The organism is Natronomonas sp., assembly GCF_046483325.1.
GTDB lineage: Archaea > Halobacteriota > Halobacteria > Halobacteriales > Haloarculaceae > Natronomonas.
In genome coordinates this window covers 22,455-48,404 of the sequence record NZ_JAWODL010000040.1, presented here as the reverse complement: position 1 = coordinate 48,404, position 25,950 = coordinate 22,455, and the positions used below count along the sequence as shown (strand labels likewise).

Sequence of the window (25,950 nt, the reverse complement as noted above, 5' to 3'; positions counted from 1 at the left end):
CGAGAAAGCGAGTGTAGCCCGCAAAAGGAGGGGCGTGAGAAAACGACTACGTCGGCGTTGTCTGAATGTTCAACGCCTTGCGAATGACCTGCGTAAAGCACATCGAGCAGACGAAGTACCAGACGATCCAGGCCTGGATCGGACCGAGGAGGGACTCATTCCAGCCGACCTCGCCGACGATCGGCATCATCATCGGCGCGAGATCGACGTTCGGGTACAGCGGCGCGCCGCGGAAGCCGACGACGGCGTACATCCACAGGAAGACGGGGATGGTCAACACCATGATCCACACCATCGGCCGGAACTGCTCTTTGAACATTCCGAGGTTATCGGCCATCGCCTCCATCTGCTCGTCTTGGATACGTTGGAGCGCCTCGTCATCACCCCGCTCTTTCGCTTCCTTGCGCCGCTCTTGGATCTCCTTCATCCGACTTTGATACGCTCCCATGACCTCCATGTTCATCAGATTCGACTGCAGGAGCGTCGAGTACAGCCCAGTGAAGAGCGCGAGGATCATCACGACGGCGAAGAACGGGAGCGTGTTCAAAAGCGGCCCGAGAAAGACGTTCAACGCGTCCGCGAGCGGTTCGCGAACCGAGCGGAACGTGTAACCGGCGAACATTGCGATCGCGCCGACCGCAGCCATCTTGTCCCACTTCGACCACGAGGAGTCCGCGTCCGGCGGATCAGGCAGTTCGAGGTCATCGTCTTCGAGTGCCTCGCGGACGCCGTCGGGATCCGAGACGTCGAACCCCTCGCCGTCCGAATCGACGAGCAGACCCATCTCGATGAGTCGGCCCCATTGCCCACTCGTCAGTTCGTCGGAAACGTCGCCCCACGAGACGGTTCGCTCGTCGGCGCGGTCGAGGACGTACCGGAGGGCGTCCTCCATCTCCGGATCCTCCTTGACGAGTTCCTGTACTTTCGAGGCTGTGCGTGCCATTATGCACCCTTACGGGGGGCGGGTAATCAACCTTTTACCTTCGATCGGCGTCCTCGTCGCCGAGTCGACGAGAGAGTCGTTCGAAGCGCTCCCGGAATCGCTTTCGGCGGTCAGCGGTCTCTTCGGGTCGAGGAGAGATCTCGATGAGTTCCCCATCGTCGAATTCGAGGCGGAATCTATCACCCTCTGAAACGTTGAGTGAGAGATCCTCGACCGGGATATGACGTTCGTCGAGCGTTTGATCGTCGTCTTCGATCAAGAACACCGCGATCCCCTCGACGATCCGATCGATCGTTCCCGCGTACTCACCCTCGAGCCTCATAACGCCACCTCGGTACGCGGCTGCACCTGCTGTTGGACAGTCGAGGCGGGACGGATAACTGTTCGCTCCGTGGCCGGGGCAGTCGGCTTCGCAGTCGCCTCGGATGCATCATCGAGTTCGAGCGGCGACATCGTGACTTCGTGTTGGGTCCGGACGGAGATATTCGTCCCGTCGCTCTCGAAGACGATCGATCCGTGCGTCGCCGTCCACACCGCCCGGATATCCCGTTCGGCGAACCGCTCGAGCGGTTCGTCGTGTGGGTGGCCGTACGGGGAGTCGTAGGCTGCGGAAACGATGGCGATCTCGGGACCCACGACGTCGAGGAACTCGGCGGACGAGGAGGTGTTCGATCCGTGGTGGCCGGCGTGGTACACGTCGGCTTCGAGCGCGTCCCCGTGTGCGTCGACCATCCGAGACTCCATGTCGCGTTCCGCATCGCCAGTGAACAGGAACGTCGTATCGCCGAAGGCGACGATGACGGCAACGCTGTTGTCGTTCAGGCTATCACCCGGCGGATAAGGGGGACTGCGAACGACCGTCCGGGTTCCACTGAACGGAATCTCGTCGTTCTCGCGCACCTCGAACAGCGTCACGTCGTGTCGATCGATCGAGTCGAGGTATCGTTCGTAGGTCTGTGACGTGGAGGGAACGCCGGAGTCGTACACCGCACCGACCCCCTCGCGTTCGGTCTCGTAGTGGTCGATGACCGCCTCGTGACCGCCGATGTGATCGGCGTGAGCGTGCGTCGAGATCAGGTGGTCGATCCGATCAACGCCGTGTGCGTCGAGGTACTCGATCACGGTCTCGCCGTCGTCGCGCCAGTCGCCCGAATCGATGAGCATCGTCTCCTCGTCCGTCCGAAGCAACGTCGCGTCGGCCTGTCCGACGTTGATCGCGTGGACCTCGAACGTGCCCGTCGGCGGCGGGGACGACGGTTCGTCGGTCGGTTCTCCGGTCGGCGCTTCGGCCGGTTCCGTCGGCGGGAACCCGACGCCCATACAGCCTGCGAGAACGAGGACCACGCAGAGACACCCCACCGCCACGACCCGTTTCATCCGTACGGCTACGGGCGGCGGACTCTACACTCTTTCGGGAGTACGAATTCCGACAGATCGAATTCGGGAGGCCGAGGTATAGGCTGACAGCGACGGCTCGTTGGCGGGCGACACGGAGAGAGCGAGGCCGACGGCGAACCGAATCAGATCGCGTCGTCGATGGCGGCTTCGAGATCGTTCCAGACTTCCTCGAGCGACCCCTCACCGTCGATTCGGACGAGCGCGCCCGTCTCTTCGTAGTGATCGATGACCGGTTGCGTGTTCTCCTCGAACACGTTGAGGCGCTCTTTGACCGTCTCTTCGGTATCGTCGTCGCGCTGGATGAGTTCGCCGCCGCACTCGTCGCAGACGCCCTCTTCGTCGGGTTGGTTGAACTCGACGTGGAAGTTCGCACCGCACTCCGAACAGACTCGACGGCCGGTGAGTCGGTCGACGAGTTCGTCGGTGCTCACGTCGAGGAAAGCGACGAGATCGAGGTCGGTGATCTCTTCGAGGTACTCCGCCTGCGAGAGGTTCCGCGGGTAGCCGTCGAGGACGAAGCCGTCGGCGTCCTCGAGGGCGGCCTTGACGATCTCGTTGACGACCGGATCGGGCACGAGTTCGCCCGCCTCCATGTACTCGCGAGGGGTGCCGTGCTCGGTCTCGAGGTCCTTGTTCGCACGCAGCGCGTCGCCGGTCGTGACGTGCTCGACGCCGTAGTGCTCGACGATGTTTTTCGACTGTGTACCTTTTCCGGCACCCGGCGCCCCGAGCAGCAGAATCTTGGGCTGGCTCATATTTGAACGTTGAAAACGGCGCCTAAAAGAGTTGTCTGAACGCGGCGAACGTCGGGTTGATGTGGACTGCTCCCGGATGGACCCATAATGGCGGCCGATACAGCCGAAGATCGTCGAAAGTTGCTCGTTCGACGACTGGTGGAGTCGAGACGAATCGGCGAACCGGCCGTTTTCGAGGCCGGAGACGTCGAAATCGAGTACGACGACCGGATGATTCGACTCCAACTCATCCCCGACGAGCGAGAGCGCCTCGACGTACTTTTGGGCGCGTACCACGTATTTAAGCTCAAACAGCCCGAGACGAGAAAGGCCGACGACGGCGTCGTCTATCTCTCCGCAGTAACCGACGCGAAACACGCCGCAGATTTCATCGAGTCACTGTTTCGCGAGGTATACGGATTCGGCGAGGGGTACGAACTGCGGACGGCCGAGTCAGTTTAAAACGCCCTCAGCAGTATTGTTCGACGAATCGATTCGTCCCTTCGTCCGTCCCAGCGATCACCACTTCGTCGCCCGACTGGAGACGAAAGTCACCGTCGAGGTCAGTGTGGACGGTGTCTCCGCGTTTGACGACGACGACCGTACAGCCGGTTTCCTCGCGAATTTCGGCCTCTTCAAGCGTCTTACCGTCGAGTGCCGGAGCGGTCGTTCGGAGCAGTTCGACGTTCGTGTTCACCGAGAGGATTCCATCCCCACCCAGAATACGGGTTGCGATCGACCGGCCGCTGACCGTCGCGAGCGAGAGGACGTAGTCCGCGCCCGCTCGGTAGGCCTTTTTCACCGCGTCGGTCCGATTCGCTCGTGCGATTATTTCGGTCGACGGGTCGGTATCTTGGACGACGAGGGTCGCGAACTCGGTTGTGGTGTCGTCCGGAAGCGCGAACACGATCGATGAAGCGGTTTCTATCCCGGCGGCTTGGAGGACGTCAGGGTCGGTTACGTCACCGACGACATCCACGCCGTCTTTGTCACGCAAATCGAGCGTCGTGTGCGGTATACCGGCGCTCGAGAGCACCTTCGCCACCGTTTGGCCGACTCCACCGTATCCCGCGACGATCGTCTCACCCCGATCGACTTGTCGGATGGTGGATAGCTCGACGGACCTGAGCCGGTCGATTTTGTCCGAACCGCCGGCCAAAAGCAGAGTCACGCCGTCATCGAGCGGCTCGTCAATGGGGGGCGGAGTTTCGAAGTTTCCACGGGACCACGCGCCGATGACGTTGACGCCGAACTCCTCTCGGAAATCGCTCTCGGCGATCGTCTGGCCGACGAATCGGCCGTTTCGGTGAATCGGTAGTTCGACGACCTCGAAATCCTCACCCAGACGAACCGTCTGACCGATGTCCGACCGTATTCCCGTAGTGAGTTTCCCGGCGAGCCCCTCGCCGAGGGCTTGTCGAGGCGTGAGTACGTGATCGGCTCCTGCCAACCGATGGTACGTGGACGTATCGGCGTCTTCCGTGACGCTTATTACCGTTATCTCCTCGCTCGCCTCCTTAGCTGCGAGGACGATGCTCGCATCGACGCGATCGGAGACATCAGCGACGAGAGCCTTCGAGTCGGCGATGTTTGCTCGCTCGAGATCTTCTGTCGACTCCGGATCACCGTGGATGACCCTGTAGTCATCCGCCTCGAGATCCATCGCCCGATCTCGGTCCGGTTCGACGAAGACGTGGTCGATGCCGTTCGAATCGAGTTCGTCGATCAACGCCTCCGCACGGGAGGTGTCCGAACAGACGACGACGTGGTCGTCGACCGAAGGATCGATCTCGGTCGGAACGGAGGGTGACAACGCCTCTTGGAAAAGCGGAAGTAACACCGCCGGTAGGGCTAAAAAGAACAGGCCGACACCCGTGATGTCCAACAGCATGACTAGCAGGTTCATTTCCGTACTCGCCCACGGCGAATCTGACCCGTATCCGGTCGCGGTGAACGTTTCGACGACGACCTGCGTCGAGTGCATAAGCGATATTTCTGTCCCCTCCGGTGGGTACGGCCCCGGTTCGAACGTCCGCATCCCCACATCGTAGGTGACGGCGGCGACGGCAATCAAGACGATAATAAACGCCAGATAATACGCCGCTCGTCGCTTGACTCGGCCCATACACGCCAGTCGATCTCTCCGACCGAAAAGCTTCCCAACCAACGCTTACCGCTTCCAGAACGCGTCGGTGAACACCGCGAGCACGGGGACGATCTCCAGTCGACCGATCCACATCGAAAAGATCCTTACGAGTGTTGTTTCGAATGGGAAGCCCGCGTGGCTGCCGAAGGTTCCGAACGAGCCGATTCCGGGGTCGATGTCCGGAGCCGAATCGCGCCGTTCAACTACGAACGCGAGAAATCCGTCGACGTCCTCCTTGGTATGAATCACGGGGCTTTCCCCTCGCACTTCGGTAATCGCGATGGAGACGGCGAACACCCAGCTACCGCATATACGAATAAAACAGACGGGATTACGATTTCCAAAACGCCGCGGTGAACAACACGAGGACCGGGATGATCTCGATACGCCCGACCCACATCAACAGGATCATCGCCGTCTTGGTCGCCATCGAGAAACCGTTGTACGTGCCGTAGGGACCCGCATCACCGAACGCAGGACCGATATTGAGAAACGTCGACGCGGCCGCGCCCATCGCGTCGAACTCCGAGACGTTCGTCCCGATTCGAGCCGAGTCGACGACTATGAAGATCGTGAACAAAAAGAAGATCACAATACTCAACAGCAGATACGCGTAGATATCCCGGATCGTTTCCTCCTCGATCGGTCGCCCCGAGAGTCTGACCGGACGGATCGCCTCCGGATGGACGCTCGTAAAGAGATTCCGGCGGAACGCTTTCAGTGCGACGAGCCACCGTAACGATTTGATCGAACAGGTGGTCGAGCCAACCATCCCGCCGAGGAACATGCCCAAAAATAGCATGTGCTTGGCCGCCGCCGACCACAGTTCGAAATCCGTGCTCGCGTAGCCGGTCGTGGTGATTATCGATGCGACGTTGAACGCCGCATGGCGGATCGTCGCTTCAGCGCCGAACGTTACGCCCGGGTCGAAAACTAACGACACCGCGACGATAGCGGTGAAGAACGTCAGCGTCCCGATGTAGAAGTGGAACTCCTCGTTTTTCAAAAGCCGCATCGGTTCTCCGTTGATCGCGAAGTACATCAACACGAAGCTTGTCGAACCAGCGATCATGAACGGGATAACCGCCCACTGGACGATCGGCGCGAAGGCCCCGACGCTTAACGGCTCGGGCGAGAATCCGGCCGTCGACACCGAAGTAAACGCGTGAGCCACCGCGTTGTACAGTCCCATATTCGGCGCGAGACCGACGAGATTGAGCCCATAGTACACTCCCACCGCGAGCGCGGTGAGCCCGAGATACAGCCCCCAGATGAGACGCGCGGTCTCCGAAATTCGAGGCGTCAGCTTGTTCACGTTTCTCGTCTGCGTCTCGGTTTCCATGAGCTGTGCGCCACCGACCCCGAGCTCCGAGAGGATCGCCGTCGCGAGAATGAGGATGCCGAGTCCGCCGAGCCACTGGAGGACCTGTCGCCACATCAGTATCGACCGATCGTGAATCGAAAAGGTCTCCAGTGTCGTCGCCCCCGTCGTCGTCAACCCGCTCATCGCCTCGAACATGGCGTTGATCGGGTGGGCGATCGTGCCGGTTCCCGCCGTGACGAACGGGATCGAACCGACCGTGGCGACGAGAAACCAGATCATGGCGACTGCGAGGAACGCCTCTCGTGGTCCGAGATTACCCGGATCGCCCGGCAGCGCTCGCAGCCCACCGCCCAACGCGATAGTCACCGCGATGGCGATGACGAACGGAAGCACGGACTCGCCGTACCACACCGCGATCAACAGCGGGAACACGAGCGGGACGGCCAGATACAGTAGGATCCGGCCCGTCAGATCGAGGCTCGTTCGCCAGTCGACACGTATGCGAACCATCTAGGCTAGGCCATCGTGGTCAGCTCGTCGACGAACGAAGATTCGACGAAGACGATGATGTGGTCGCCGACCTGAAGCTCCGTGTCGCCGCGGGGGGTGATCATCTCTCTGTTCCGCGTGATCGCGCCGAACACCAGATCGGCGGCGATGTTGGCGGCGATCTCTTTGATTGGGCGACCGATCAGTTCGCTGGAATCGGTCAGTTCGAGTTCCAGCACCTCGGCTTGGTCGCCTTCGAGCACGGCGATGTTTTCGGCGACGCCGCCGTGCGTAAAGCGGGTGATCTCCTCGGCGGTTACCTGTCGGGGATTGATCGCCACGTCGATACCGATCTCCTCGAACAGCGTCACGTACTCGCCGCTGTCGACGACCGCGACGACGCGGTCGGTTCCGAGCCGTTTCGCCAGCATCGACACGAGGAGATTCCGCTCGTCGCTGTCCAGTGCCGCGATGACGATGTCCGCTTCGTCGACGTGTTCACGGCCGAGGAACTCGGTGTCCGTCGCGTCGTGTTCCATCACGAGCGTGTTGGGCAGTTTCTCCGCGAGCGTCCGCGCTCTGGCGTGATTCTGTTCGATGATCCGGGGCGAAAGGTCGCGCTCCTCGAGCAGTCGGGCCGTTTGATAGCCGATCTCCGAGCCGCCGATAATGACGATCTCGTCGGCGTCTCCGGGCGTCGCTTTCGGGGCAATATCGCTCGAAAAGTCCCGGACGCTCTCGGGACTCCCGATGACAACCGCCCGGTCTCCGGCTTGGATAACCGTATCGCCGCGTGGCAGCGTGAGTTCGTCGTCCCGGAAAAGTCCGGCGAATGTCAGGGATTCGAATCTGTCGGCTTCGGCGACCGTGTGGCCTTCGACCGGGCTCTCGGAGCCGATCTCGAATTCCGCCATCTGGACGAGACCACCCGCAAACGGGTCGACGTCGACCGCCGACGGGAGACCGGTCACCCGTACGATGTTCTCGGCGCTCAGAAGATCCGAGCAGACCATGAAGTCGACGCCGAACGCTTTCTCCGTCAGTTCCCACGTCCGGAGGTACTCGACGCTTTTCGTCCGGGCGATAGTGAACGGATCGGCGACGGTTTTGGCCGTCTCGCAGGCAACGAGATTGGTTCGGTCGTCGTCGGTACTGGCGATGAACAGATCGGCCGACTCGATATCGGCAGTCTGCAACGTCGAGAGCGATGTCCCGTCGCCGGTCAGCGTCATCACGTCGAGATCGTACTTCAGCTGTTCGGCGCGGTTTGGATTGATGTCGATGACGACGACATCGTGTGCCGCCGCGAGGCTTCCAGCGATGGAAGTTCCGACCTCGCCGGCCCCGACGATAACGGTGCGCATATGCTCCACGTCTCGGTGGAGCATGAAGTGAATTACTATCCGACAGATACCCATACTCGACCGGATCGGGACTGACGAGCGAGCGAAGACGGTGCCTAGGGAGCTGTCGACTGGAGTCCAGACGAGGGGACGCATCGACCGGTCGCTCGCGTATTTAAATAAACGGCAGCCGAAACGACACGCGAGAATGTCGTACGAACGCGTCGCCGATCTCGACCTCCGGATCGACGAATTCGACCTCGAACTGCGCACACGAGACACGTCCAGCGGATTCGAACGAATCACCACAGTCGTCTCGCTCCACGGAGACGGCGAAACCGGCAACGGGGAGGACGTGACGTACGACGGCGACGCCAACGTCGTCTTCGCGCGGTCGGACGTGTCTCTCCCGATTCCTCACGACGGGACGCTCGATGCGTTCTCGGATCGACTCGCGCAGACCGACCTCTTTCCCGCTATGGAACCGGAACAGCCGGTCTTTCGGAACTATCGGCGGTGGGCCTTCGAGAGCGCCGCGCTCGACCTCGCGTTGAAACAAGCCGAACAGAACCTCGGAACCCGACTCGATCGCACGTACGATCCGGTCCGGTTCGTCGTCAGTACCCGTCTCGGAGAGCCGCAGACCGGCGATCGGGTTCTCGAATGGCTCGGTCGGAACCCCGACCTGGAGTTCAAACTCGATCCCGTTTCGGCGTGGACCGACGAGACGATCGAGCGGCTGGCGGCGACCGACGCCGTCCGAATCCTCGATCTCAAGGGCCTCTATCACGGGACAAACGTGGATCAGCCCGCCAACCCGGAACTGTACGAACGCGTCCTCGACGGGTTTCCCGATGCACTTATCGAAGATCCCAACCTGACCGACGAGACGCGCCCGCTCTTCGAGGGTGACGAGCACCGGGTGACGTGGGACTACCCGATCCGCGGCATCGAGACGATCGAGGAGTTGCCGTGGGAGCCCGACTGGCTCAACATCAAACCCTCGAGGTTCGGCTCCCTGGGAACGCTCTTCGATTCGATCGAGTACTGCCTCGACCACGACATCGAACTGTTCGGCGGCGGCCAGTTCGAACTTGACGTCGGCCGCGAACACCTCCACGCGATCGCATCGCTGTTCTATCCGGGCTCACCCAACGACGTCGCGCCGTCCGGCTACAACGATCCGAACCCGAGTGATAGGCTACCGTCGAGTCCGCTCGAAGTGCCCTCGGACCCGCGTGGACTGTCGTGGACTGACTCGTAGGTACGATCGTCGGGACGGCGGAACATCGAGTGCGAGGTCGGGATCGTGGCACTCCGACACCGAACGTAGCGGGGAGTCGTCATCGGAACCGGGTGCCGGCTCGTCGCAGCCGTCGAAATTAAACCCGGGCGAGATATCCACAGTCGGCGGTTACGGGACTGCTGGATTGTGGGTTTGACATCGGAAACAGATCGGAGAGTGCTGTCGAATACTCAGTCGCCGAACATCTGGCGCATCATCGGATGCATCTCCATCAGTTGTTCCTCTGCGATCTCTTCGTAGAGTTTGTAGGTGATGGAGACGGTCAGCAGGAGACCCGTTCCGGTCACCTGTCCGATCGTTCCGAGCATGTTCGCCATGACAGCGAGGATCCCGACGAGCGCGCCGCCAATGACGGTGACCTGTGGGATGTAGCGTTCCAACACCTTCTCCGTGACGCCCGGCGACTGTCGGAAGCCGGGGATCTGCATCCCGGATCGCTGGATCTGTTCGGCGGTCGCGCGGGGACCCATGCCCGTCGTCTCGACCCAGAAGACGGCGAAGATGCCGCCACCGACGATCATGAAGGTCAGATCGACGCCGACCCGAAGCATGATCTGCCACGGTGCTGCCGCCGTCTCGCCGAGCCACCACATCCAGTCGTTCGGGGAGTAGATCGGGGCGAGATAATAAAAGAGCCCGCCAGTCGGTTCGGCAAAGCCCTGTTCGGTGCCGGCGTAATCGCCGAGCCAGGCGGGCATACCCGTCCACTGAGCGTTGAGGATACGGCCAAGGAACTGTACGTTCGCCTGCAGCGCACGGACGAGAATCATCGGCAGGACGCTCGCGTAAATGAGCTTCACCGGGAAGCGACCGCGGGCACCTTTCACGCGCGCGTGGCTGAGCGGAATCTCGACCCGGACGGACTCTGCGTAAACGACGACGCCGAAGATGAGAATCGTCGTTATCAACGCGAGCAGCTCGCCGGGGCCCAAGAACAGATCGAACAGCCCCGTCTGGGTCAGCACGGGCCCCATCTCGACGTCGCCGGTGAGGATGCCGTACCACCGCGGGAAGAAGCCGACGTAGCCCGCGCCGAGACCGCTCCACGCGACGAAACCGCCGATGAGCCGCTGGCTCACGCCGGCGATAATGAACAGCCCGATACCGGAGCCGACGCCCCACTTCGAGATGATCTCGTCCATGTAGAGGATGAGCATGCCGCCGACGAAGATCTGGGCGAACATGATCCACCCGAGCACGGAGGTCGACACGCCGAGTGAGGTCGCGATCGATTGGCTTGGCTGAAGGAAGCCGGCGAACACCATCGGCAGACCGGTGAGCACCGTCATGACGATGACGAGCATCTTCTGTAGACCCTGGTACAGTGCCTGATCGCGGGGGTTCTCTTCGGTGTTGAGTCCCAGCAGATCCGCCCCGCCGAGCAGCTGCAACACGATGGACGCCGTGACGATCGGCCCGATACCGACCTGCAGTATCGATCCCTGCGATCCCGCGAGGATCGTTCGGAACTGCCCGAAGATGTCGGAGTTCTGCCCCAACCCGTATATCCCGACGTTCGTCAGGAAAAAGTACAGCACGAGCACGCCCGCGGTCCACCCGAGTTTCCGCTTGAACGGAACGTGACCCGTCGGTCGCTTGACGGCGGGCAATCGCGTGAGTACCGGTTCGGCGGCCTCCTTCCAGCTCATTTACGCTTCCTCGTTATCCTCGTCGGTTGTGTCTTTTTCGGCTTCCGCCGCAGCCGCGAGTTCCTCGCCGCGTTCGGAGAGGACCGCCTCGCCGCCGGCCGCTTCGAGCGCGTCCGTCGCGCTCTCGGAGAACGCGTCGGCGACGATCTCGAGTTCGTTGTACACCTGCCCCGCACCGAGAACCTTCACGAGATCGGCATCGTAGCCGTCCTCGACGAGGTCCCGAGCGTCGACGGTGTACCCGTCACCGGACTCGTCTGCTACCCCGTCGGCGGCGAAGACTGCGATATCCTCGTCGATCTCACGGAGATTGAGGGTCTCGATGACTCTATCGGTCTTCTGTGGGCGTTTGAACCCAGACTTTCCGAGCGGTTCGTAGTTGTGGAACTCGTGTTTGTCGCGACCGGCGCGTCCGCGGCCACCACGATTACCCGCGCCGCGACGGTTCTTGTGCGTGCCGCCACCGTGCGTCCGGGAGCCGCGCTGTCGTCGTTTCTTCGAAGTCATTATCGCATCGCCTCCAGGAGTTCGTCGATCTCCTCGGTCGTGTGTTTGCCGAGCTGACCGCCCTCCTTCGTCGGGTGTTTGATGCCGTCGTGACCACCGCGTGGCGGGTGCAGTCGAAGCGTCGGGGTGATCCCCTGCGCTTTCAGCGTCGTCTCCTCGGCGATGAGCGCCTCAGCCAGCGCCGAAACGTCGTCGTAGTCGGTGTTCTCCGCGACCCACTCATCGTCGATGTCGGCGTCACCCTCGGCCGGTTCCGCGCGACGGGAGACGAGCAGTTCGACGGTCTCGATCGACGGCTCGCCGTGGGCCACCCAGTCGTTGACCTTCGTCACCATGCCGCCGTAGGTATCCGTCTCGGGGACGAACGTGGCGTGGTTGACGCGGTGGAGGTTGAGCATACCGAGCGTGTCGCGAACGGCGGCGCTCTGGTTGACCTCGCCGCGCAGTTGGACGATCGCTTTCATTCTCGTGCCTCCCGTCGGACCTGCCGAGTGTGCTCGGGCGTCCGCGACTCCGAGGCGTTCTGCAGGGCGTTGTAGGTCGCCTTCGCGAGGTTGAGCGTCGTTCGCGTGTTGCCGTGACACTTCGTCCAAGCGTCCTCGACGCCGGCGAGTTCGAGCACGTGTCGAACCGTCGGCGCAGCGGCGAGTCCGAGACCGCGCGGGGCGGGTTCGAGCACGACCTCGACGGATCCGGCTTTGCCTATCGTCCGCCGCATGAGGGAGTTTCGACCGCCGGGGCGGTCCTCCCACGAGCCCGAACCGAGCGGCACGTCGATGATGTTCAGTTTCGCGACCTCGATCGCCTTCTGGATCGCGCCGCCGACCTGATCGTCGCGACCCTGCGCGTAGCCGACGAAGCCGTCTCGGTTTCCGACCGCGACGACACACCGGAACTTCACGCGCCGACCGGAGTCGGTCATCCGCTGGACCATGTTGATGTCCAGCACCTCGTCTTCCAGCCCCGGCAGGAGCTGGTCGACGATCTGCGGTTCCTTCAGCGGGAGCCCCGACTGCAGGGCCTCGCGCATCGAGGTGATGTCGCCGTCCGCTACCTTCCGTCCGAGCCGCGTTCGCGGCTCCCATCCGTTACTCATAGTTCATCCTCCAGGCGCTCTCGCACCTCATCAAAGTGGGCCGGAAGCTCCGTCGCGTCGAAGCCGCCGCCGTAGAGCCCGTCGTCGAGCCCCTCGGCGTACTCCGCGATGTGCGTACCGCGAGTGCGCTGCCAGTCGGCGAAGACGCCCTCGTTGTGCGGGATCTCCAGCCCTGCGTCGATTGCACCTTCCTGTACTGCGAACACCTTGTTGCCGGGGGTGGCGGTGTTGAGCCCGATGTCGAGCACAGCCTCGTCGAGGCCGGCGTCGACCGCGCGCTTGCCGGCCAGATAGCCGGTCAAGTACGCGGCGGGCAGGTTGCTCGTCGGGGCTTCCCAGCCGAACTCCGAGAGATCGGCCGAGGAAGCGCTCGCCACCGTTTCGTCACCGCTTTGACCCGTAACGACCAGCTGCGCCCTGGTGTGGTTGTTGCTCTTGCGAGCGACCAGACGTGGCTTGCCGGATTTCAGCAGGCGCAACCTCTGATGGTAATTCGTCCGGGCCTCGCGGCGACGCCGCATCGGCACCGTGTATCGTGGTCCTGTCGCCATTATTGTTCACCGTAGTTGTCTGTTATATATCGGTCCAGATCCGCGACGCTGTCGAACTCGCCACCGCTGGCCATGTTGTACAGTTTGCGGTACTGTGTGCGGTCGATCTCGCCTTCGTCGTGAAGCTCTCTGAGTTCGCGACGCTGGGCGCGGATTCGACTCCGCCAGTCGTCCTTTTTGTTCTGTCGCCCGCCGGCTTTCCCCTTCCGGGATCCGTGCCCCTTCCGGTGGCCATAAGCGCGTTTCTGCTGGCGTTTTCGGGCCCGGCCGCGGGAGTTGCTCTTCGCCTCGTTCGCCCGAATGACACCGGAGTCGATCAGTTCGCGCACGTCGTCGCGCGTGATCGCGTCCGCGATCTCCGACTGTGCGTCGGGATCGAATCGAACGCGGTTTTTACCGACCCCGAGGATGTCTGCCGCGAGTCGTTTTTGTGCCTTCAGATCGGTCATTCTTCGACCTCCACTTCGACGTAGGTCGGATTGAGGACGCGGATGCCCGCCTCCTCGGCGAGCTCCTCGATGCGTTCTCGCTTCCGGGCGCCGACCGTCGAGCCGATTCGAATGGCCTCGCGGTCGCCGTCGATGCCGTCAACGTCGTCCGGCGTCTCGACGCGAACCTCCTCGAAACCGCTCGGATGGCGGCCGCGGATCGCTTTCGGCGTCCGGTATCCCGCCTCGACTTTCGGGCCTTTGCCCTTGATGCCGCGGCGCTGCTTCGAGAGGCCGCCGCGCGGGCGTCGCCACGATGTCGGCGTCCGTTTCTTCATGTGGTAGTCTTGTCGGTTGAACTGCGGTTTCCCGACGCGATCGCGCTGTGCGAGCAGCCGCTCTTCGCCCTCCGAGAGCTCCGGAGTCTTGTCTGCCAGCCCGCGGGGTCGAAGCTCCGTCTCGACGTCCTCGGCGACCTCGTCGACCTCCGGTTCAGTCTCGTCTTCTACCTCCGCGTCGGTCTCGTCGGCGACCTCGAGGTCGCCGACATCGGCTTTGATCCGCGCCGCGAGCGCGTTGCCGATCCCGTCGACCTCCGCGAGCTCCTCCTGTGTGAGCTCTCGGATGTCGTCGACGGTCTCGACTCCCGCCTCGCGGAGCTGTTCTGCCTTCGCGCTGCCGACACCGCTGATGTCGGTTAGCTCCTCGTACTCGTCTTGGGGTTCCTCGTCGCTCATTTGGCCTCACCTCGATCCGGCATCCCCGTGATGTAGACGCCGTCTTGGAAGACGCGGGTGTCCTTATCCGAGACGCGTGTCAGTTGTTCGATATCCGCGGCCGTCTGGCCGACGTCCTCGATGTTCGGGCCGCTGATAGTCAGCTCCTCGCCGTCAACCGAGACGTCGGTGTCGCCACGGACCGGCGTCCGTCGCGGTGCTCGCTCGCCGAGGAAGTTCTCGATGACGATCTCGCCGTCCTGAACGGAGACTTGCATCGGGAAGTGAGAGTAGAACACTTCCATGTTGTACTCCCAGCCGTCGGTCACACCGTGAATCATGTTCCGTACGTGGCTCTGGAACGTCCCGACCGTCGAGTTGGTCTTGGCGTTGTCGTCGTCGGACTCGATGACGATCACGTCATCGTCGACCGAGACGGTGATGTCGGGGTACCAGAGGCGTCGCGTGACGCTCCCGTTCGGTCCCTCGACAGTCAACTCGAGGTGGTCCATCGTCGCCGTGGCCTCGTCCGGAATGTCGATTTCTTTGCGCATTGTCAGTATACGTAGGCGATTACCTGTCCACCGATGCCCTGTTCGCGGGCCTCGTAGTGGCTCATGACGCCGTGGCTGGTCGTGACGATGAGCGTCCCGTAATCACGGGCGGGGAGGAATCGCTTCTCCCACTTTTCGAATTCGTCGGCACCCGCCGAGTAGCGGGGCTTGACCGCGCCACATTCGTTGATAGCGCCTTTTAGTTCGACCTCGAATCGTCCGGCTTTCCCGTCGTCGACGAACTGGAAGCCGCCGACGTACCCGCGGTCGTAAAAGACCTCGAGTACGGAGCCGATTTCGTTCGAGGCGGGCTGTATCGTCTGTTCGAGATGGCCGACGCTTTCGGCGTTGTCGAGCCCCGAGAGCGCGCTGGCCAGTGGATCGTTATCCGCCATGATTAGCTGTACTTCCTGAATCCCATGCCGCGGGCGATCTCTCTGAAGCACTGTCGGCACAGCCAGATATCGTACTTGCCGACGAGTCCCTGTTGGCGCCCACAGCGCTGACACGATTCGAGCTGACCGGTTCGCTTCGCGGCCTGCTCGCCCGTCTGTTGTTCCGTCTCTGATTCGCTCATTCTGTGTCCTCCGTGACCGTCACGTCGAAGTTCGATTCGAGGAACACGATCGCGTCCTCGGCAGTCAACCGGTGGTTGGCCGGAATCGGACGGGCGATCTTGTCGCGCTTGCGAACGCGATAGCCCGGTCTGACCAGATTCACCGTCACGTCGAGCCCGAAGATCCCGATGTCAGGATCGTAGTCCTGGCTCGGGAATTCGGTGTGCTCTTCGACACCGAAGCTGAAGTTGCCGGTCTCGTCGAACTGTGCCTCGTTGATCTCCGCCAGCGGTAGCGCGGTCTCGAGGAACTCCGTTGCGGCCTCGCCTCGGAGCGTGACCTTCGCGCCGATCGGGTCACCCTCACGGACGTTGAAGTCCTGGATGGTCCGCTTTGCGACCGTTCTGACGGGCTGTTGACCGGCGACTTCGCCGAGGATGTCCTCGGCGAGCGCGAGCGGCTCACCGCCGCGACCGACGCCCATGTGGACGACGACCTTCTCGACGGTGGGTTCGCGCATCTCGTGGAACTCACCCGATTCGGTTTCGGAACTCATTCCTCGTCACCTCCCTCGTCGTCGGCGCCATCGGTCTCATCTTCGTCCGTCTCGGCGTCGTCGTCGGCCGTCTCGGCCTCGCTGTCGGCGTCGGTGAAATTCTCGTCGATAACGACGACGTACTCCTCGATCGTCTCGAAGCGCTCGTCACCGTCGATGGCGTCGATGAGAACGTTGTTCGCCGACGACCCGGGCGTGACCTGGATCTCGTCGATCGTCCCCACCCGACCCGCGTGGACACCGCTGACGGCCGTTACGAGCGCGCCCTCGTCGTAGACGAAGTGGGCGACGATCTCGTCGCCGTCGTTGGAGACGACGATCGAGTCGTTCGTGTCGTACGCCGTCGCGTCCTCGACGAGCAGCGTCTCGCCGTCGTGGAGCGTCAGTTGCGTATCGCCGCCGGAGACCTGCGCCTTGCCGACGATCTTGCCCAGCTTCGATCCGGCCGAATCCGCATCTACCGGGGTCAACGACAGACGCCCGCCCTCATCGGGGAACACTCGGTAGTATTCCTCGCGCTCTTGGAACGCCAGGATGTCGAACATCCCGATCGGCCGCCGTTCGTCCGAAACCGGCTTCCCGTTGACCAGGACGCTGTCCTGCCCGAGCGCGAAGCGAGCTTCCTTCTTCGAGTCGACGTACCCGAGCACGTCGCGCAGGACGATGAGGAGCGGAACTCCCGCCTCGCCGTGCGGACCCGCCGCGGCCTTCGTCGTGTAGGTCTCAACTTTCCGTTCGACCGGCCACGATTTCGGGACGGCCAGTCGTTTCTGATGTTTCGTCATTCGTTATCCTCCTCGGCTTCGAGGCGCGCCTCGCGAACGTCGTCGTCGAGGTCGAGTTCCGTCACCTGGACGTTGCTCGCTTCAAGCGGCCGAGGAACTTCCTCTCCGTCCGCGGTTTCGAGCGTCACGTCCTCGACGTGGATCGTCGCTGAGCGGAGGTCCACGTGAATGACCTCGCCGGACTCGCCGGCGAAGTCACCGCGTTGGACCTCGACCGTATCGCCCGCGTTGACGCGGACGCTACGCTGGCCGTACTCCTCGCGGAGTTCCGGCGACAGCGACGCACGAACTTGCTTTTGCTTTTCGTGCAACGGGGCGCGCTCCTGTCGATTGCGCTGTTTGCGTGGTTGTCGTGTCATGGTCTATACGATCATCGTCGCCGTCGAGGCGATGCTTCCGAAGCGTTCTGCGACCTCGCGAGCGATCGGGCCCTTGAGTTCGGTTCCTCGGGGGTCTTCGTTCTCGTCGACGATGACTGCCGCGTTGTCTTCGAACTTCACGCGGGTGCCGTCGGGTCGTCGGATCGGCTTGCGCTGACGGATGATGACCGCTTCCAGCACCTGCCGTCGCATCTCCGGGGTCCCCTTCGTGACCGAGACGGTCACCTTGTCACCGAGTCCCGCCTTCGGATGGCGGTTCTTGGTGCCGGAGTATCCGGAGGTGGAGATGACTCGCAGTTCGCGTGCGCCCGTGTTGTCGGCGCACGTGATGAGCGAACCCTTCTCCAGTCCTTGCGTCACGTCGGCGTTGAGTGCCTCCATCAGACATCACCTTCCGTGACCTCGACCACGACGTGGCTCTTGGTTTTCGAGAGCGGTCGCGTCTCTGCTATCTTCACGTTGTCGCCGACGGAGAGCGGTTCGAGTACCCCCGGCACGTGCGCCGGAATCTTCGATCGTCGCTTCATGTAACGATCGTATTTGGGTACTTTCACCTCGTACTCCCGCTCGACGACGACGGTACGGTCCATGTCGGTCGAGACGACGGTCCCTTCGATGACCTGCCCGCGGACGGGCAACTCACCGTAAAAGGGACACGTCTCGTAGTCGTACTCCTCCGGATTTTCGGGTTCCGGAGGCTGTGTTACGTCGAGTCCTATTGCCATAGTGAACCTCTGTGTGTTTCGGTGCGAAGCGCTGGGCGCGCGAGTAGCCGGTCGCCTTCGACGAGTACGTTCGTACTCCCTACGACGAACCGGAACGTCGTTCCCGCCTTCGGCACCTGTTTGACCCCATCGCTCGTCGCCACGAGCAACGTCTTCATCGTCTCGTCGCGCACGCGACCGCTGATCCCGACCAGATCGGGGTTGGACGCGTCCGCAACCGTCACATGTAAACCGGCGAGTTCGTGGCGAACGAGCGATTCGGGGGTCATTCGTCGAAGTCGCCCTCCTCTCGCTGCACCGTCTTCAGGCGAGCGATGGTCCGTTTCAGTTCACCGATGCGGCCCGGGTTCTCGGGCGCACCACCGGCGGCCAGAACGGCCTTCTCGTTGAGCAACTCCGTTTCGAGTTGTTCGAGCTCCGCCTCGCGTTCGGCGGGCGTCATATCCCGAATCTCGTCGACGTGAAGGATCGCCATCGTCACTCGTCCTCCTCGTCAGCGTCGGATTCCATCTTGTCGAGGAGTTCCTCGGCCTCGGCTTCGACGTCCTCGTCGAGCTCCTCCGGAACGTCCTCCGGCTCGCCGGCGGCCGTCTCGGATTCGTCGGTTTCGACGTCGAGTTCCTCGTCAACGATCTCCTCTTCGGGAATTTCCTCGACCACGTCGTCGGTCTCGGCTTCGATGACGTCCTCGGGATCGGCACCGACCGATTCGGTGTCGACGTCCTCGGGCGATTCGAGGAGTTCCTCGACGTCTCCCTCGGGTTCCTCGATGAAATCCTCGACTTCGACGCCCTCGTACACCTCGAAGTCGTCGGGGAGCTCGGCGTCCGGCGGGATGATCTTCACCCGCACGCCGATCGTGCCGAGTTTCATCACGGCGGTACCGACACCGCTGTCGACGATCGTCTCGGCGGGCTCGCCGTTGTGTTTGATGTAACCGCGGTTGAACTTCTCGACGCGCGAGCGCGCGCCGGTGACCTTTCCGCTGAGGACGATTTCGGCGCCGAGCGCGCCGGAGTCCATGATGCGGTCGATCGTCGTGTGACCGGCCTTCCGGAAGTACCAGCCACGTTCGAGCGCGTTCGCCAGTCGGTCGGCGACGATCTGCGCGTTGAGATCGGGCTCGTCGACCTCCTGTACGTCGATCTGTGGATCGTCGAGGTCGAACTCCTCTTCGAGGGTCGAGGTGATTTTTCGGATGTTCTTTCCGCCTTTACCGATCACCATTCCGGGCTTTTCGGCCTTCAGGACGATCTGCGTACCCATCGGGGTCTTAACGACGTTCATGCCGCCGTAACCGGCCCGAGAAAGCTCTTTAGCGAAGAACTCGTCGATCTGGGTCCGCTGGAGCCCGTCCTCGATGAACTGGTGTTCGTCCGCCATTATTCGTCGTCCTCCTCCCGTAGGATGAGTTCAACGTCGACCTGTGGAGTGTTCCACGGTGAGGCGCGGCCGAACGCTCGCGGCTTCTGACCGGGGGACTCCCCGACCTTGTGCGCCGCGACGTGTTCGATCGTCATTGCCTCGCCGTCGAATCCCTGATGGTCGGCGTTGTTCATCGCGTTCTCCAGGAGTTTGAGGAACTCCTTCGAGACCTTCTCGGGGTATCGTCCCGCATCCCAGCCGTCGATGTCGTTCCTGTGACCGACCCCGCTGTTGTGGGATTTGAACGGAACGGATCGTTCGCCGTCGATAACGGCTTCGAGGTACGCGACGGCATCGCCGGCCGTCTTCCCTTTGATCTCCCGAGCGATCTCCTTGCTGTGCTTGTGGCTCATGTGACGCTCTCGGAGCATGGCTCTCGCCGTCGTCTCCGGATCCGCGTCGACACTGTAGCTGATTCCCATATTATTTGAGCGGTACGAACTTCGACGAGCGGGTCGCTCCAATGCCGGCCTGTCCGTGTTCGACCGATGTTCGCGTCAACTGGAACTCGCCGAGATAGTGACCGATCATCTCCGGCTCGATCGTGACGCGTTCGAACGACTGACCGTTGTGGACCGCGAACGTCAGCCCGACGAACGCCGGAACGACCGGCATCGAACGCAGGTGCGTCCGGATCGGGTTGTTCGCGGTCTCCTCTTCGCCCGCGTTGCGGGCTTTTTCGAGGAGCTTCTCCTGTTCGACGGAGAGGCCCCGCTCGATGGTTCGCCGCTGACGTGCGGGAAGCAGTTCCGCGACCTCGTCGAGCGACAGCTCCTGCAGCTCGTCGAGCGTGTGACCACGGTAGGTGAAATCGCCTTCGTGGCCGATCTGGTATTCCGAACTCATGCTAGTCTCGTCCTCCTTTCCCGCCGCGTCCGGTCCGTTTGGAGGCGATGTCGCCGACCTTACGGCCCGGGGGCGCGTTGCGCGAGATGCTTTTCGGTTTGCCGGGGTGCTGTCGGCCGCCGCCACCGAAGGGGTGGTCGACGGCGTTCATCGCGACACCGCGGACGCGCGGGTACTTGCTCCCGCGGGATTTCATCTTGTGATACTTGTTTCCGGCCTTGACGAACGGCTTCTCCGTCCGGCCGCCGCCGGCGACGACGCCGATCGTCGCCCGACACTCGGGCGACAGTCGGCGCATCTCGCCGCTCGGCAGTTGGACGACCGCGGCGTTGCGGTCGTGAGTGAGAAGCGTCGCGCTGACGCCGCTGGCGCGGGCGAACTTCCCACCGTCGCCGGGTTGTCGTTCGACGTTACACACCGGGATACCCTCGGGGATCTCGGCCAGCGGCATCGTGTTGCCCGGTTCTATTTCGGCCGAGACGCCGATCTGAATCTCGTCGCCGACCGCCACGCCCTCGGGGGCGAGGACGAGTCGACGGTCGCCGTCGTCGAACTGCACGTCGGCGAGGGGCGCGGATCGTGCGGGGTCGTGTTCGATCCCGACGATCTCGCCGGTCACGAGATCCGTGTCTTCGAGGCTTCGGTGCGAGAGGTTCGCCTTGTATCGGTGCGACGGAGCGCGGAACGTCGACGTTCCGCGGCCGCGCCGTTGTCCTTGGATTCTGCGTCCCATGATCAGAACACCCCGATCCGTGATGCGACTTCCTGCGCGTCGTCGTCCGCCGAAAGCGTGACGGTCGCCTTCTTGTCGCCCTCCATCCGCATCTGCGTGTTGACGGAGTCGACGGAGACGTCGAACTGCCGTTCGACCGCCTCGGCGATTTCGGGTTTCGTCGCCTCGGGTAGACAGACGAACTGCAGCTTGTTCTCGAAGTCCATGTCGTTCATTGCCTTCTCCGTGACGAGGGGGTGTTTGAGCGTCATCGCTCGGCCACCTCCTCGAGTGCGCTCTCGGTCCACAGCGTGAGTCGCCCCGCGTGCGTTCCGGGGGCGAGATCCTCGACGCTGACTTCCGCGGCGGTCGCCACGTCGGCACCCGCGAGGTTGCGGGCGGCGAGCGAGGGCTCCTCGCTCGTGACGACGAGGATCGACTTCGGTTCGGTGTACTTCCGCCCGCGGGTCGTCCCGCGACCGGCTCGGACCGATTTACCGTCCTCGGCGCGCTCGATATCGGCGTACACGCCGAGTGCATCGAGGGCGTCGACGGCCCCTTTGGTCTTCAAAAGCCCCTCGAACTCGTCGGAAACGACGAGCGGAAGTTCGAGTCCCTCGTCGAAGGCGTGACCGCGTTCTTCGACACGTGCTGCGTCCGCGGTCGCGGCGATCGCACTGCGGGTCGCGAGCTTTCGTTCCTTCGTGTTGATCTCGAGTCCGCGGTCCTTCTCGGCCTTCGGCGGGTGGGCCGCGCGGCCGGAGACGGCCTGCGGCACCTCGCGTGCGCGCCCGTTCTGTCTCGGGATGTGCGCCAGCCCGCGGCCGCTGCCGAGGGACTCCGCCGGGGTTCTGAGACCCGCGTACTTGTCGGTACCAGTGTCCTGTTGTCGGTTGGCCTGTGCGGCGAGGACTGCGCGCTTGATCAGGTCGGGCCGGAAGACCGTCTCGAAGACGGCCGGAAGCTCGACCTCGCCCGCGTCGTCACCGTCCAGGTCACGTACTGTTGCCTGCATGATTTATCCCTGGTTGGAGACGGTGGAAACGTACCGGACCTCGGGATCGAGGCGCGGTTGATCGGCCGGTCGCACCGCCGGGCGGAACCGAACAAGGCGTTTGTCGGGACCCGGAACCGAACCCTTCACGAGGGCGTACGGACCCGAGACCTCGCCGTAGTTGACGAAGCCACCGTCAGGAGTGACCTCGTCGTCGCCGAGCGCGACGAGACGCTTGTTCAGTTCGGTTCGCTGGTGGTAGCCGGTCTGCCCCTGTTGGGGAACCGTCGAGCGGACCCTCGATGGGTTCCACGGGCCGAGGTTACCGATGCGTCGCCGCCAGCCCTGGCGGGCGTGTTTGCCCTTCCGCTTTTGAACGCCCCATCGCTTGACGGGACCTTGGGTTCCTTTCCCCTTCGTGATGCCCGCGATGTCGGCGTACTGGCCGGCGCGGAACACGTCGGTGACGGCGTGTTCGCCGCCGTCGTCGACGAGGTCGAGTCCGAACTCGACTCGCTCTTCGAGGGAGCCGCCGCCGACGCGTGTCTCCATGACGTCGGGGCGTTTTTTCGGGACGCTCGAAACCGATCGCGGGACGGTGTGGGTGATGACCCGCACGTCGGCGAGGTCACCTGCACCGAGTGCCTCGCGGATCTGGCTTTCGGCGTCGCCGGACTGTTCTTCTGGGACGGAGAGCGCGCGCCCGAGATCCCCGTGGACCTCGTCGGTCCAGAGTTCGGTCAGCGGTCGCTTTCCGTACGGCGTGTCTTCGTAAGCTCGAACGGCGACAGCCCGCATCGGTGGCGTCTCGACGACGGTCACCGGAACGGTCTCCTCTTGGCCCTCTCGGGGGGAGTTGGGTTCGTCGTTGATCGTAACGACGTGACTCATGCCGGCTTTGTATCCGGCGAAGCCCTGTAACCCGGGCTGCCCTTCGTCGTCCGGCCAGGAGTTAAAGCGCGGGACCTCACTGGCCGCACGGCTGCGGGGGCTGAAGCCCATCGAGCCTTTTCGTGGTCTGCTTGGTTGTGGCATTTATCTCACTCCAGTGTGAGGGGGGCAAGCGTCGCGAACAGAGCTTCCTCCGTTCGGACGACCTCGCTACCCTGGTTCGGAACCGTATTGAGCCAAAGGTCGAACCGCGCTTTCGGTTCATCTTCGATCGTCTCCGCGCGAGGCTCACAGTCGAGTATCTCCGGCAGTCCCCGTTCGGGGGCGCCGAAGGCGACCGTGAGTCCGTCGGTAGCCGACCGCTCCGTGAGTCCACGGAGCCGATCGACAGTCAACACCTCGCCGTGTCTGGACGCGGCGATCCGTACGCCAGCGTCCGGACGGGTGAGGCAGTCTGCGATGGTCGCGCGCTTGACGGCGAATCCCGGTGGGGACTCGGCCACGAGTTTCGCGCGAACCGGCTCTCGCGAAGAGACCCTGATGGTGACGCGTTCTCCCGCCGAGACCGCCATGGATGGCGGCACCGGAAGGGAGATCGGGTGTTGCAGTCCGCAATTGACCCGGACGCGCCCGTCAGGTCCGACCTCGGTCACGATTCCCTGTCTTAACGACCCCGAACCGTCCGATCCGGAGCCGGTCTGTGTACGGACGAGGAGCGGCGGTAGGATGCCCGCGTACTCCAGTTCGTCCCGCCTGTCCCAGACCTCCTTTCGAAGGTATGGGGGCGTGGCGGCGTAGTCGAGCACGGTGCCGACGAACCCGTCGCCGAACCGACCATCGTCGCCACCCCGGTCGGGGTAGACGATCAGTCGATCCACCCGAAAGATCGTCGCCGCGCGGGCGACGTAGCCGAGTTTGCGAGTCGCCTCGCGTTTGTCCTCGGCCTCTCGGGTCAGAGACGACGGCACGAGCACGCTGCGTGTCATACCGTGGCGCTTCCGTATCCGTTCACGAGACTGTGGCGTTGATACCGAATCCACCCATAAAAGCATCGCGGTATGCAGCGGTCGTGCCCCCCGTTGACAGGGGTTTCGCGTGTGTGACACTCTCGAACTCCGACGGGAAATCCCACGACCGCCGCGGGTTCGCAAGTCTTTTATTTATCTCCGCGGTACGGTTGAGTGCGAAAGGCGCGCTGGTAGTGTAGTGGTATCACGTGACCTTGCCATGGTCACAACCTGGGTTCAAATCCCAGCCAGCGCACTTCTCTGAATGCAGCCCCACGAGTGAGCGCGATAGCGTGTCGCGAGTTCCGGAATTCGAGAATGCGGTCGGGATTCGAACCCCGGAAGCCGCAGCGGCGACCCAAGGAGGTGACCGTTTCGACTCGGTTCGAATCCCGGCCAGCGCATAGCGAGACAGAACGCGATGAGGTCTCGAACACCCAAGGCGGGAGCGAAGCGACCCGTGAACACACGTCTGAGGAGGCGGTCCCGTTGATCACCGCCGAAGGACGCGAGCGTCTGCTCACGTCCACGCGAACTTCGTGAACGCGACGCTACAGAAACGCCGCGATCTCGTCGCCGACGACGTCGGGGCGCTCGTGGTGCATGAAGTGGCCGACATCGGGGATTCGGACGACACGACAGTCCTCGATCACCTCGTCGGCGCGCTCGAATAGCTCGGGGCCGACGCTCCCGTCCCGTTCGCCGCAGATGACGAGCGTCGGGGTTTCGATCGGCGGCACGTCTCGCAGCGTCGGGCCGTTACCGAGAATATCGGACGGAGAGACGTTGATTGTATCGCGGTAGTACTGGATCGCGTGTTCGACGGTCCCCTCCGCGCGGAACGTCTCCTTGACGTCGTTAATCCTCGAATCAGGGTAGTCCCACTCGGGACTCCAGATCCCCCACAGGAACTCGATGAGCGCGAAGTTCCGCCACCTGAGTGCGCGTTCCGGGAGATCGGGGAGTTGGAAGAACCACATGTACCAGCTCCGGAGGAACTGGCGGCGGTGCTCTGAAACGAGCGCGTTGAAGCCCGGCGGGACCGCCATCGCGACGAGTTTCGAGAACGCGTCCGAATCGACGCGATCAGCGGCGTAGGCGGCGGCCGCGCCCCAATCGTGACCGACGAGGACGGCGTCCTCGGTGTCGAACTCCGTCGCGAGCGCCCCGGCGAGCGCGACGGCATCGCGTCCGAGCACCCGCGCGGAGTAGGTCCCATCGGGCGCGGGATCGGTGGGGGCGTAGCCGCGCGTGAACGGCGCGACGGCGGTGAACCCCTCCTCGACGAGTCGCCACATGATCGGGGCCATCGAGCCCGCGTTGTCCGGAAAGCCGTGGAGACACAGCGCCAACCGATCGCCCCCACCCGAGTGGAGGCACTCGAACGTCAGCCCGTTCGCGTCGACCTGCCGCCGCTGGAGTCGGTGTCCCGCAGTCTCTTCGCTCATATTCAGGCGTGCACACTGACTTATATAGTAGTTTGGGGCGATTTCCCACGACAATCCCTATGCCCATCGAGGACGACGTGACAGTATGAGCGTCGTAGCACTCCTGAGCGTCGCCCCGGTTATCGAAGACAGCATGGCGAGCGAAGTCGCCGCCGCCGTCGAGGCGCTCGATGCGTTCGACGTCGCATACGAGACGAATCCGATGGGGACCGTCATCGAAGCCGACGACATCGACACGCTGTTGGCTGCAGTCGGGGCGGCACACGAGGCAGTCGACGCCGACCGTGTGAGCACGTTATTGAAGATAGACGACAAACGGGCGCAAGACCGGCGCGCGAGAGAGAAAGTGGATGCCGTCGAGCGGAAACTGGGGCGGCCGGCAAAGCGGGAGCGATAACGCGTCAGACGGGCAAGGAAAAGGCATATCCCCGGCCCCCCGT

General features: G+C 63.0%; 36 protein-coding genes, 1 tRNA gene and 1 pseudogene. 4 read left to right on the top strand and 34 right to left on the bottom strand.

Annotation, left to right across the window (positions count from 1 at the left end; translation table 11 throughout):
• Positions 1-46: 46 nt before the first annotated feature.
• The 4 genes from R6U53_RS11540 to R6U53_RS11525 all read right to left on the bottom strand — a co-directional run bounded on the left by R6U53_RS11540 (position 47) and on the right by R6U53_RS11525 (position 3,096).
• On the bottom strand, positions 47-943 hold the full coding sequence (locus tag R6U53_RS11540; RefSeq protein WP_410322512.1) for a DUF106 domain-containing protein: 897 nt from the start codon (positions 941-943) through the stop codon (positions 47-49).
• A gap of 34 nt (positions 944-977) precedes the next feature.
• On the bottom strand, positions 978-1,265 hold the full coding sequence (locus R6U53_RS11535; RefSeq protein WP_410322511.1) for a DUF3006 family protein: 288 nt from the start codon (positions 1,263-1,265) through the stop codon (positions 978-980).
• Positions 1,262-2,320 (bottom strand): MBL fold metallo-hydrolase, encoded by a 1,059-nt coding sequence (locus R6U53_RS11530; RefSeq protein ID WP_410322510.1) that lies wholly within the window; start codon positions 2,318-2,320, stop codon positions 1,262-1,264. Before R6U53_RS11530 ends, R6U53_RS11535 begins: the two co-directional genes overlap by 4 nt.
• Positions 2,321-2,463: 143 nt before the next feature.
• Positions 2,464-3,096 carry an adenylate kinase gene (locus R6U53_RS11525; RefSeq protein ID WP_410322509.1) on the bottom strand — a complete coding sequence of 211 codons (633 nt, stop codon included), beginning with the start codon at positions 3,094-3,096 and terminating at the stop codon, positions 2,464-2,466.
• An 87-nt stretch (positions 3,097-3,183) separates the two neighbouring features.
• Here R6U53_RS11525 and R6U53_RS11520 point away from each other — a divergent pair, with 87 nt between their 5' ends.
• Positions 3,184-3,537, top strand: coding sequence for a hypothetical protein (locus R6U53_RS11520; RefSeq protein ID WP_410322508.1), 354 nt, complete (start codon positions 3,184-3,186; stop codon positions 3,535-3,537).
• A 7-nt stretch (positions 3,538-3,544) separates the two neighbouring features.
• Here the strand turns inward: R6U53_RS11520 and R6U53_RS11515 are convergent, their stop codons facing one another.
• The 4 genes from R6U53_RS11515 to trkA form a co-directional block, all read right to left on the bottom strand.
• A complete protein-coding gene (locus tag R6U53_RS11515; RefSeq protein ID WP_410322507.1) occupies positions 3,545-5,200 on the bottom strand; it encodes a potassium channel family protein in 1,656 nt (551 codons plus the stop codon).
• Positions 5,201-5,245: 45 nt separating this feature from the next.
• Positions 5,246-5,470 carry a hypothetical protein gene (locus tag R6U53_RS11510; protein WP_410322506.1) on the bottom strand — a complete coding sequence of 75 codons (225 nt, stop codon included), beginning with the start codon at positions 5,468-5,470 and terminating at the stop codon, positions 5,246-5,248.
• An 82-nt stretch (positions 5,471-5,552) separates the two neighbouring features.
• Positions 5,553-7,055 (bottom strand): TrkH family potassium uptake protein, encoded by a 1,503-nt coding sequence (locus tag R6U53_RS11505; RefSeq protein ID WP_410322505.1) that lies wholly within the window; start codon positions 7,053-7,055, stop codon positions 5,553-5,555.
• A 5-nt stretch (positions 7,056-7,060) separates the two neighbouring features.
• The gene (gene trkA, locus R6U53_RS11500) at positions 7,061-8,398 is read right to left on the bottom strand and encodes a Trk system potassium transporter TrkA (protein ID WP_410322504.1); all 1,338 of its coding nucleotides are present in this window, start codon (positions 8,396-8,398) and stop codon (positions 7,061-7,063) included.
• A 187-nt stretch (positions 8,399-8,585) separates the two neighbouring features.
• Here trkA and R6U53_RS11495 point away from each other — a divergent pair, with 187 nt between their 5' ends.
• Complete coding sequence (locus R6U53_RS11495) at positions 8,586-9,641, top strand: hypothetical protein (protein ID WP_410322503.1); 1,056 nt, start codon at positions 8,586-8,588, stop codon at positions 9,639-9,641.
• A gap of 212 nt (positions 9,642-9,853) precedes the next feature.
• On the opposite strand, the gene secY is transcribed toward R6U53_RS11495, so the two are convergent.
• The 25 genes and pseudogenes from secY to R6U53_RS11370 all read right to left on the bottom strand — a co-directional run bounded on the left by secY (position 9,854) and on the right by R6U53_RS11370 (position 24,041).
• Positions 9,854-11,332, bottom strand: coding sequence for a preprotein translocase subunit SecY (gene secY / locus R6U53_RS11490; RefSeq protein WP_410322502.1), 1,479 nt, complete (start codon positions 11,330-11,332; stop codon positions 9,854-9,856).
• Positions 11,333-11,839: an uL15m family ribosomal protein gene (locus R6U53_RS11485; protein ID WP_410322501.1), complete on the bottom strand. Its 507-nt coding sequence runs from the start codon at positions 11,837-11,839 to the stop codon at positions 11,333-11,335.
• Positions 11,839-12,303 carry a 50S ribosomal protein L30 gene (locus tag R6U53_RS11480; protein WP_410322500.1) on the bottom strand — a complete coding sequence of 155 codons (465 nt, stop codon included), beginning with the start codon at positions 12,301-12,303 and terminating at the stop codon, positions 11,839-11,841. The genes R6U53_RS11485 and R6U53_RS11480 overlap by 1 nt, the downstream gene beginning before the upstream one ends.
• Positions 12,300-12,935, bottom strand: a complete 636-nt coding sequence (locus tag R6U53_RS11475; protein WP_410322499.1) for a 30S ribosomal protein S5 — start codon at positions 12,933-12,935, stop codon at positions 12,300-12,302. Before R6U53_RS11475 ends, R6U53_RS11480 begins: the two co-directional genes overlap by 4 nt.
• Positions 12,932-13,486: a 50S ribosomal protein L18 gene (locus R6U53_RS11470; RefSeq protein WP_410322498.1), complete on the bottom strand. Its 555-nt coding sequence runs from the start codon at positions 13,484-13,486 to the stop codon at positions 12,932-12,934. Before R6U53_RS11470 ends, R6U53_RS11475 begins: the two co-directional genes overlap by 4 nt.
• Positions 13,486-13,935, bottom strand: coding sequence for a 50S ribosomal protein L19e (locus tag R6U53_RS11465; RefSeq protein ID WP_410322497.1), 450 nt, complete (start codon positions 13,933-13,935; stop codon positions 13,486-13,488). The genes R6U53_RS11470 and R6U53_RS11465 overlap by 1 nt, the downstream gene beginning before the upstream one ends.
• A complete protein-coding gene (locus tag R6U53_RS11460) occupies positions 13,932-14,651 on the bottom strand; it encodes a 50S ribosomal protein L32e (protein ID WP_410322496.1) in 720 nt (239 codons plus the stop codon). Before R6U53_RS11460 ends, R6U53_RS11465 begins: the two co-directional genes overlap by 4 nt.
• Positions 14,648-15,184 (bottom strand): 50S ribosomal protein L6, encoded by a 537-nt coding sequence (locus R6U53_RS11455; RefSeq protein ID WP_410322495.1) that lies wholly within the window; start codon positions 15,182-15,184, stop codon positions 14,648-14,650. Before R6U53_RS11455 ends, R6U53_RS11460 begins: the two co-directional genes overlap by 4 nt.
• Before the next feature lie 2 nt (positions 15,185-15,186).
• On the bottom strand, positions 15,187-15,579 hold the full coding sequence (locus R6U53_RS11450) for a 30S ribosomal protein S8 (RefSeq protein ID WP_410322494.1): 393 nt from the start codon (positions 15,577-15,579) through the stop codon (positions 15,187-15,189).
• Between the two features lie 2 nt (positions 15,580-15,581).
• Positions 15,582-15,761, bottom strand: a complete 180-nt coding sequence (locus tag R6U53_RS11445) for a 30S ribosomal protein S14 (RefSeq protein ID WP_410322493.1) — start codon at positions 15,759-15,761, stop codon at positions 15,582-15,584.
• Positions 15,758-16,297, bottom strand: coding sequence for a 50S ribosomal protein L5 (locus R6U53_RS11440; protein ID WP_410322492.1), 540 nt, complete (start codon positions 16,295-16,297; stop codon positions 15,758-15,760). Before R6U53_RS11440 ends, R6U53_RS11445 begins: the two co-directional genes overlap by 4 nt.
• Positions 16,294-17,082 (bottom strand): 30S ribosomal protein S4e, encoded by a 789-nt coding sequence (locus R6U53_RS11435; protein ID WP_410322491.1) that lies wholly within the window; start codon positions 17,080-17,082, stop codon positions 16,294-16,296. Before R6U53_RS11435 ends, R6U53_RS11440 begins: the two co-directional genes overlap by 4 nt.
• Positions 17,079-17,441 (bottom strand): 50S ribosomal protein L24, encoded by a 363-nt coding sequence (gene rplX / locus R6U53_RS11430; protein WP_410322490.1) that lies wholly within the window; start codon positions 17,439-17,441, stop codon positions 17,079-17,081. Before rplX ends, R6U53_RS11435 begins: the two co-directional genes overlap by 4 nt.
• Positions 17,442-17,444: 3 nt before the next feature.
• Positions 17,445-17,843 (bottom strand): 50S ribosomal protein L14, encoded by a 399-nt coding sequence (locus R6U53_RS11425; protein ID WP_410322489.1) that lies wholly within the window; start codon positions 17,841-17,843, stop codon positions 17,445-17,447.
• A gap of 11 nt (positions 17,844-17,854) precedes the next feature.
• Positions 17,855-18,187 (bottom strand): annotated as a pseudogene (locus R6U53_RS11420) (30S ribosomal protein S17); the annotation flags it as partial.
• Positions 18,178-18,456, bottom strand: a complete 279-nt coding sequence (locus R6U53_RS11415; protein ID WP_410322488.1) for a ribonuclease P protein component 1 — start codon at positions 18,454-18,456, stop codon at positions 18,178-18,180. The gene R6U53_RS11415 and the pseudogene R6U53_RS11420, both read right to left, overlap by 10 nt.
• On the bottom strand, positions 18,453-18,662 hold the full coding sequence (rpmC, locus tag R6U53_RS11410) for a 50S ribosomal protein L29 (RefSeq protein ID WP_310677497.1): 210 nt from the start codon (positions 18,660-18,662) through the stop codon (positions 18,453-18,455). Before rpmC ends, R6U53_RS11415 begins: the two co-directional genes overlap by 4 nt.
• A 2-nt stretch (positions 18,663-18,664) precedes the next feature.
• A complete protein-coding gene (locus R6U53_RS11405; protein ID WP_410322487.1) occupies positions 18,665-19,570 on the bottom strand; it encodes a 30S ribosomal protein S3 in 906 nt (301 codons plus the stop codon).
• The gene (locus tag R6U53_RS11400) at positions 19,570-20,034 is read right to left on the bottom strand and encodes a 50S ribosomal protein L22 (protein ID WP_410322486.1); all 465 of its coding nucleotides are present in this window, start codon (positions 20,032-20,034) and stop codon (positions 19,570-19,572) included. Before R6U53_RS11400 ends, R6U53_RS11405 begins: the two co-directional genes overlap by 1 nt.
• Position 20,035: 1 nt before the next feature.
• Positions 20,036-20,458, bottom strand: coding sequence for a 30S ribosomal protein S19 (locus R6U53_RS11395; RefSeq protein WP_410322485.1), 423 nt, complete (start codon positions 20,456-20,458; stop codon positions 20,036-20,038).
• A 1-nt stretch (position 20,459) separates the two neighbouring features.
• Positions 20,460-21,191, bottom strand: coding sequence for a 50S ribosomal protein L2 (locus R6U53_RS11390; RefSeq protein WP_410322484.1), 732 nt, complete (start codon positions 21,189-21,191; stop codon positions 20,460-20,462).
• A 2-nt stretch (positions 21,192-21,193) separates the two neighbouring features.
• Positions 21,194-21,442, bottom strand: coding sequence for a 50S ribosomal protein L23 (locus R6U53_RS11385; protein WP_410322483.1), 249 nt, complete (start codon positions 21,440-21,442; stop codon positions 21,194-21,196).
• Positions 21,439-22,185 carry a 50S ribosomal protein L4 gene (rpl4p, locus tag R6U53_RS11380; RefSeq protein ID WP_410322482.1) on the bottom strand — a complete coding sequence of 249 codons (747 nt, stop codon included), beginning with the start codon at positions 22,183-22,185 and terminating at the stop codon, positions 21,439-21,441. The genes R6U53_RS11385 and rpl4p overlap by 4 nt, the downstream gene beginning before the upstream one ends.
• Before the next feature lie 3 nt (positions 22,186-22,188).
• On the bottom strand, positions 22,189-23,199 hold the full coding sequence (locus R6U53_RS11375) for a 50S ribosomal protein L3 (protein WP_410322481.1): 1,011 nt from the start codon (positions 23,197-23,199) through the stop codon (positions 22,189-22,191).
• 5 nt (positions 23,200-23,204) lie between these two features.
• The gene (locus R6U53_RS11370) at positions 23,205-24,041 is read right to left on the bottom strand and encodes a putative RNA uridine N3 methyltransferase (protein WP_410322480.1); all 837 of its coding nucleotides are present in this window, start codon (positions 24,039-24,041) and stop codon (positions 23,205-23,207) included.
• 206 nt (positions 24,042-24,247) lie between these two features.
• Between R6U53_RS11370 and R6U53_RS11365 the strand changes: the two genes are divergently transcribed.
• A tRNA-Gly gene (locus R6U53_RS11365) sits at positions 24,248-24,318 on the top strand.
• 295 nt (positions 24,319-24,613) lie between these two features.
• Here R6U53_RS11365 and R6U53_RS11360 read toward each other — a convergent pair.
• Complete coding sequence (locus R6U53_RS11360; protein ID WP_410322479.1) at positions 24,614-25,510, bottom strand: alpha/beta fold hydrolase; 897 nt, start codon at positions 25,508-25,510, stop codon at positions 24,614-24,616.
• 85 nt (positions 25,511-25,595) lie between these two features.
• On the opposite strand from R6U53_RS11360, the gene R6U53_RS11355 reads away from it, so the two are divergent.
• On the top strand, positions 25,596-25,907 hold the full coding sequence (locus R6U53_RS11355; RefSeq protein ID WP_410322478.1) for an MTH1187 family thiamine-binding protein: 312 nt from the start codon (positions 25,596-25,598) through the stop codon (positions 25,905-25,907).
• Positions 25,908-25,950 lie beyond the last annotated feature (43 nt).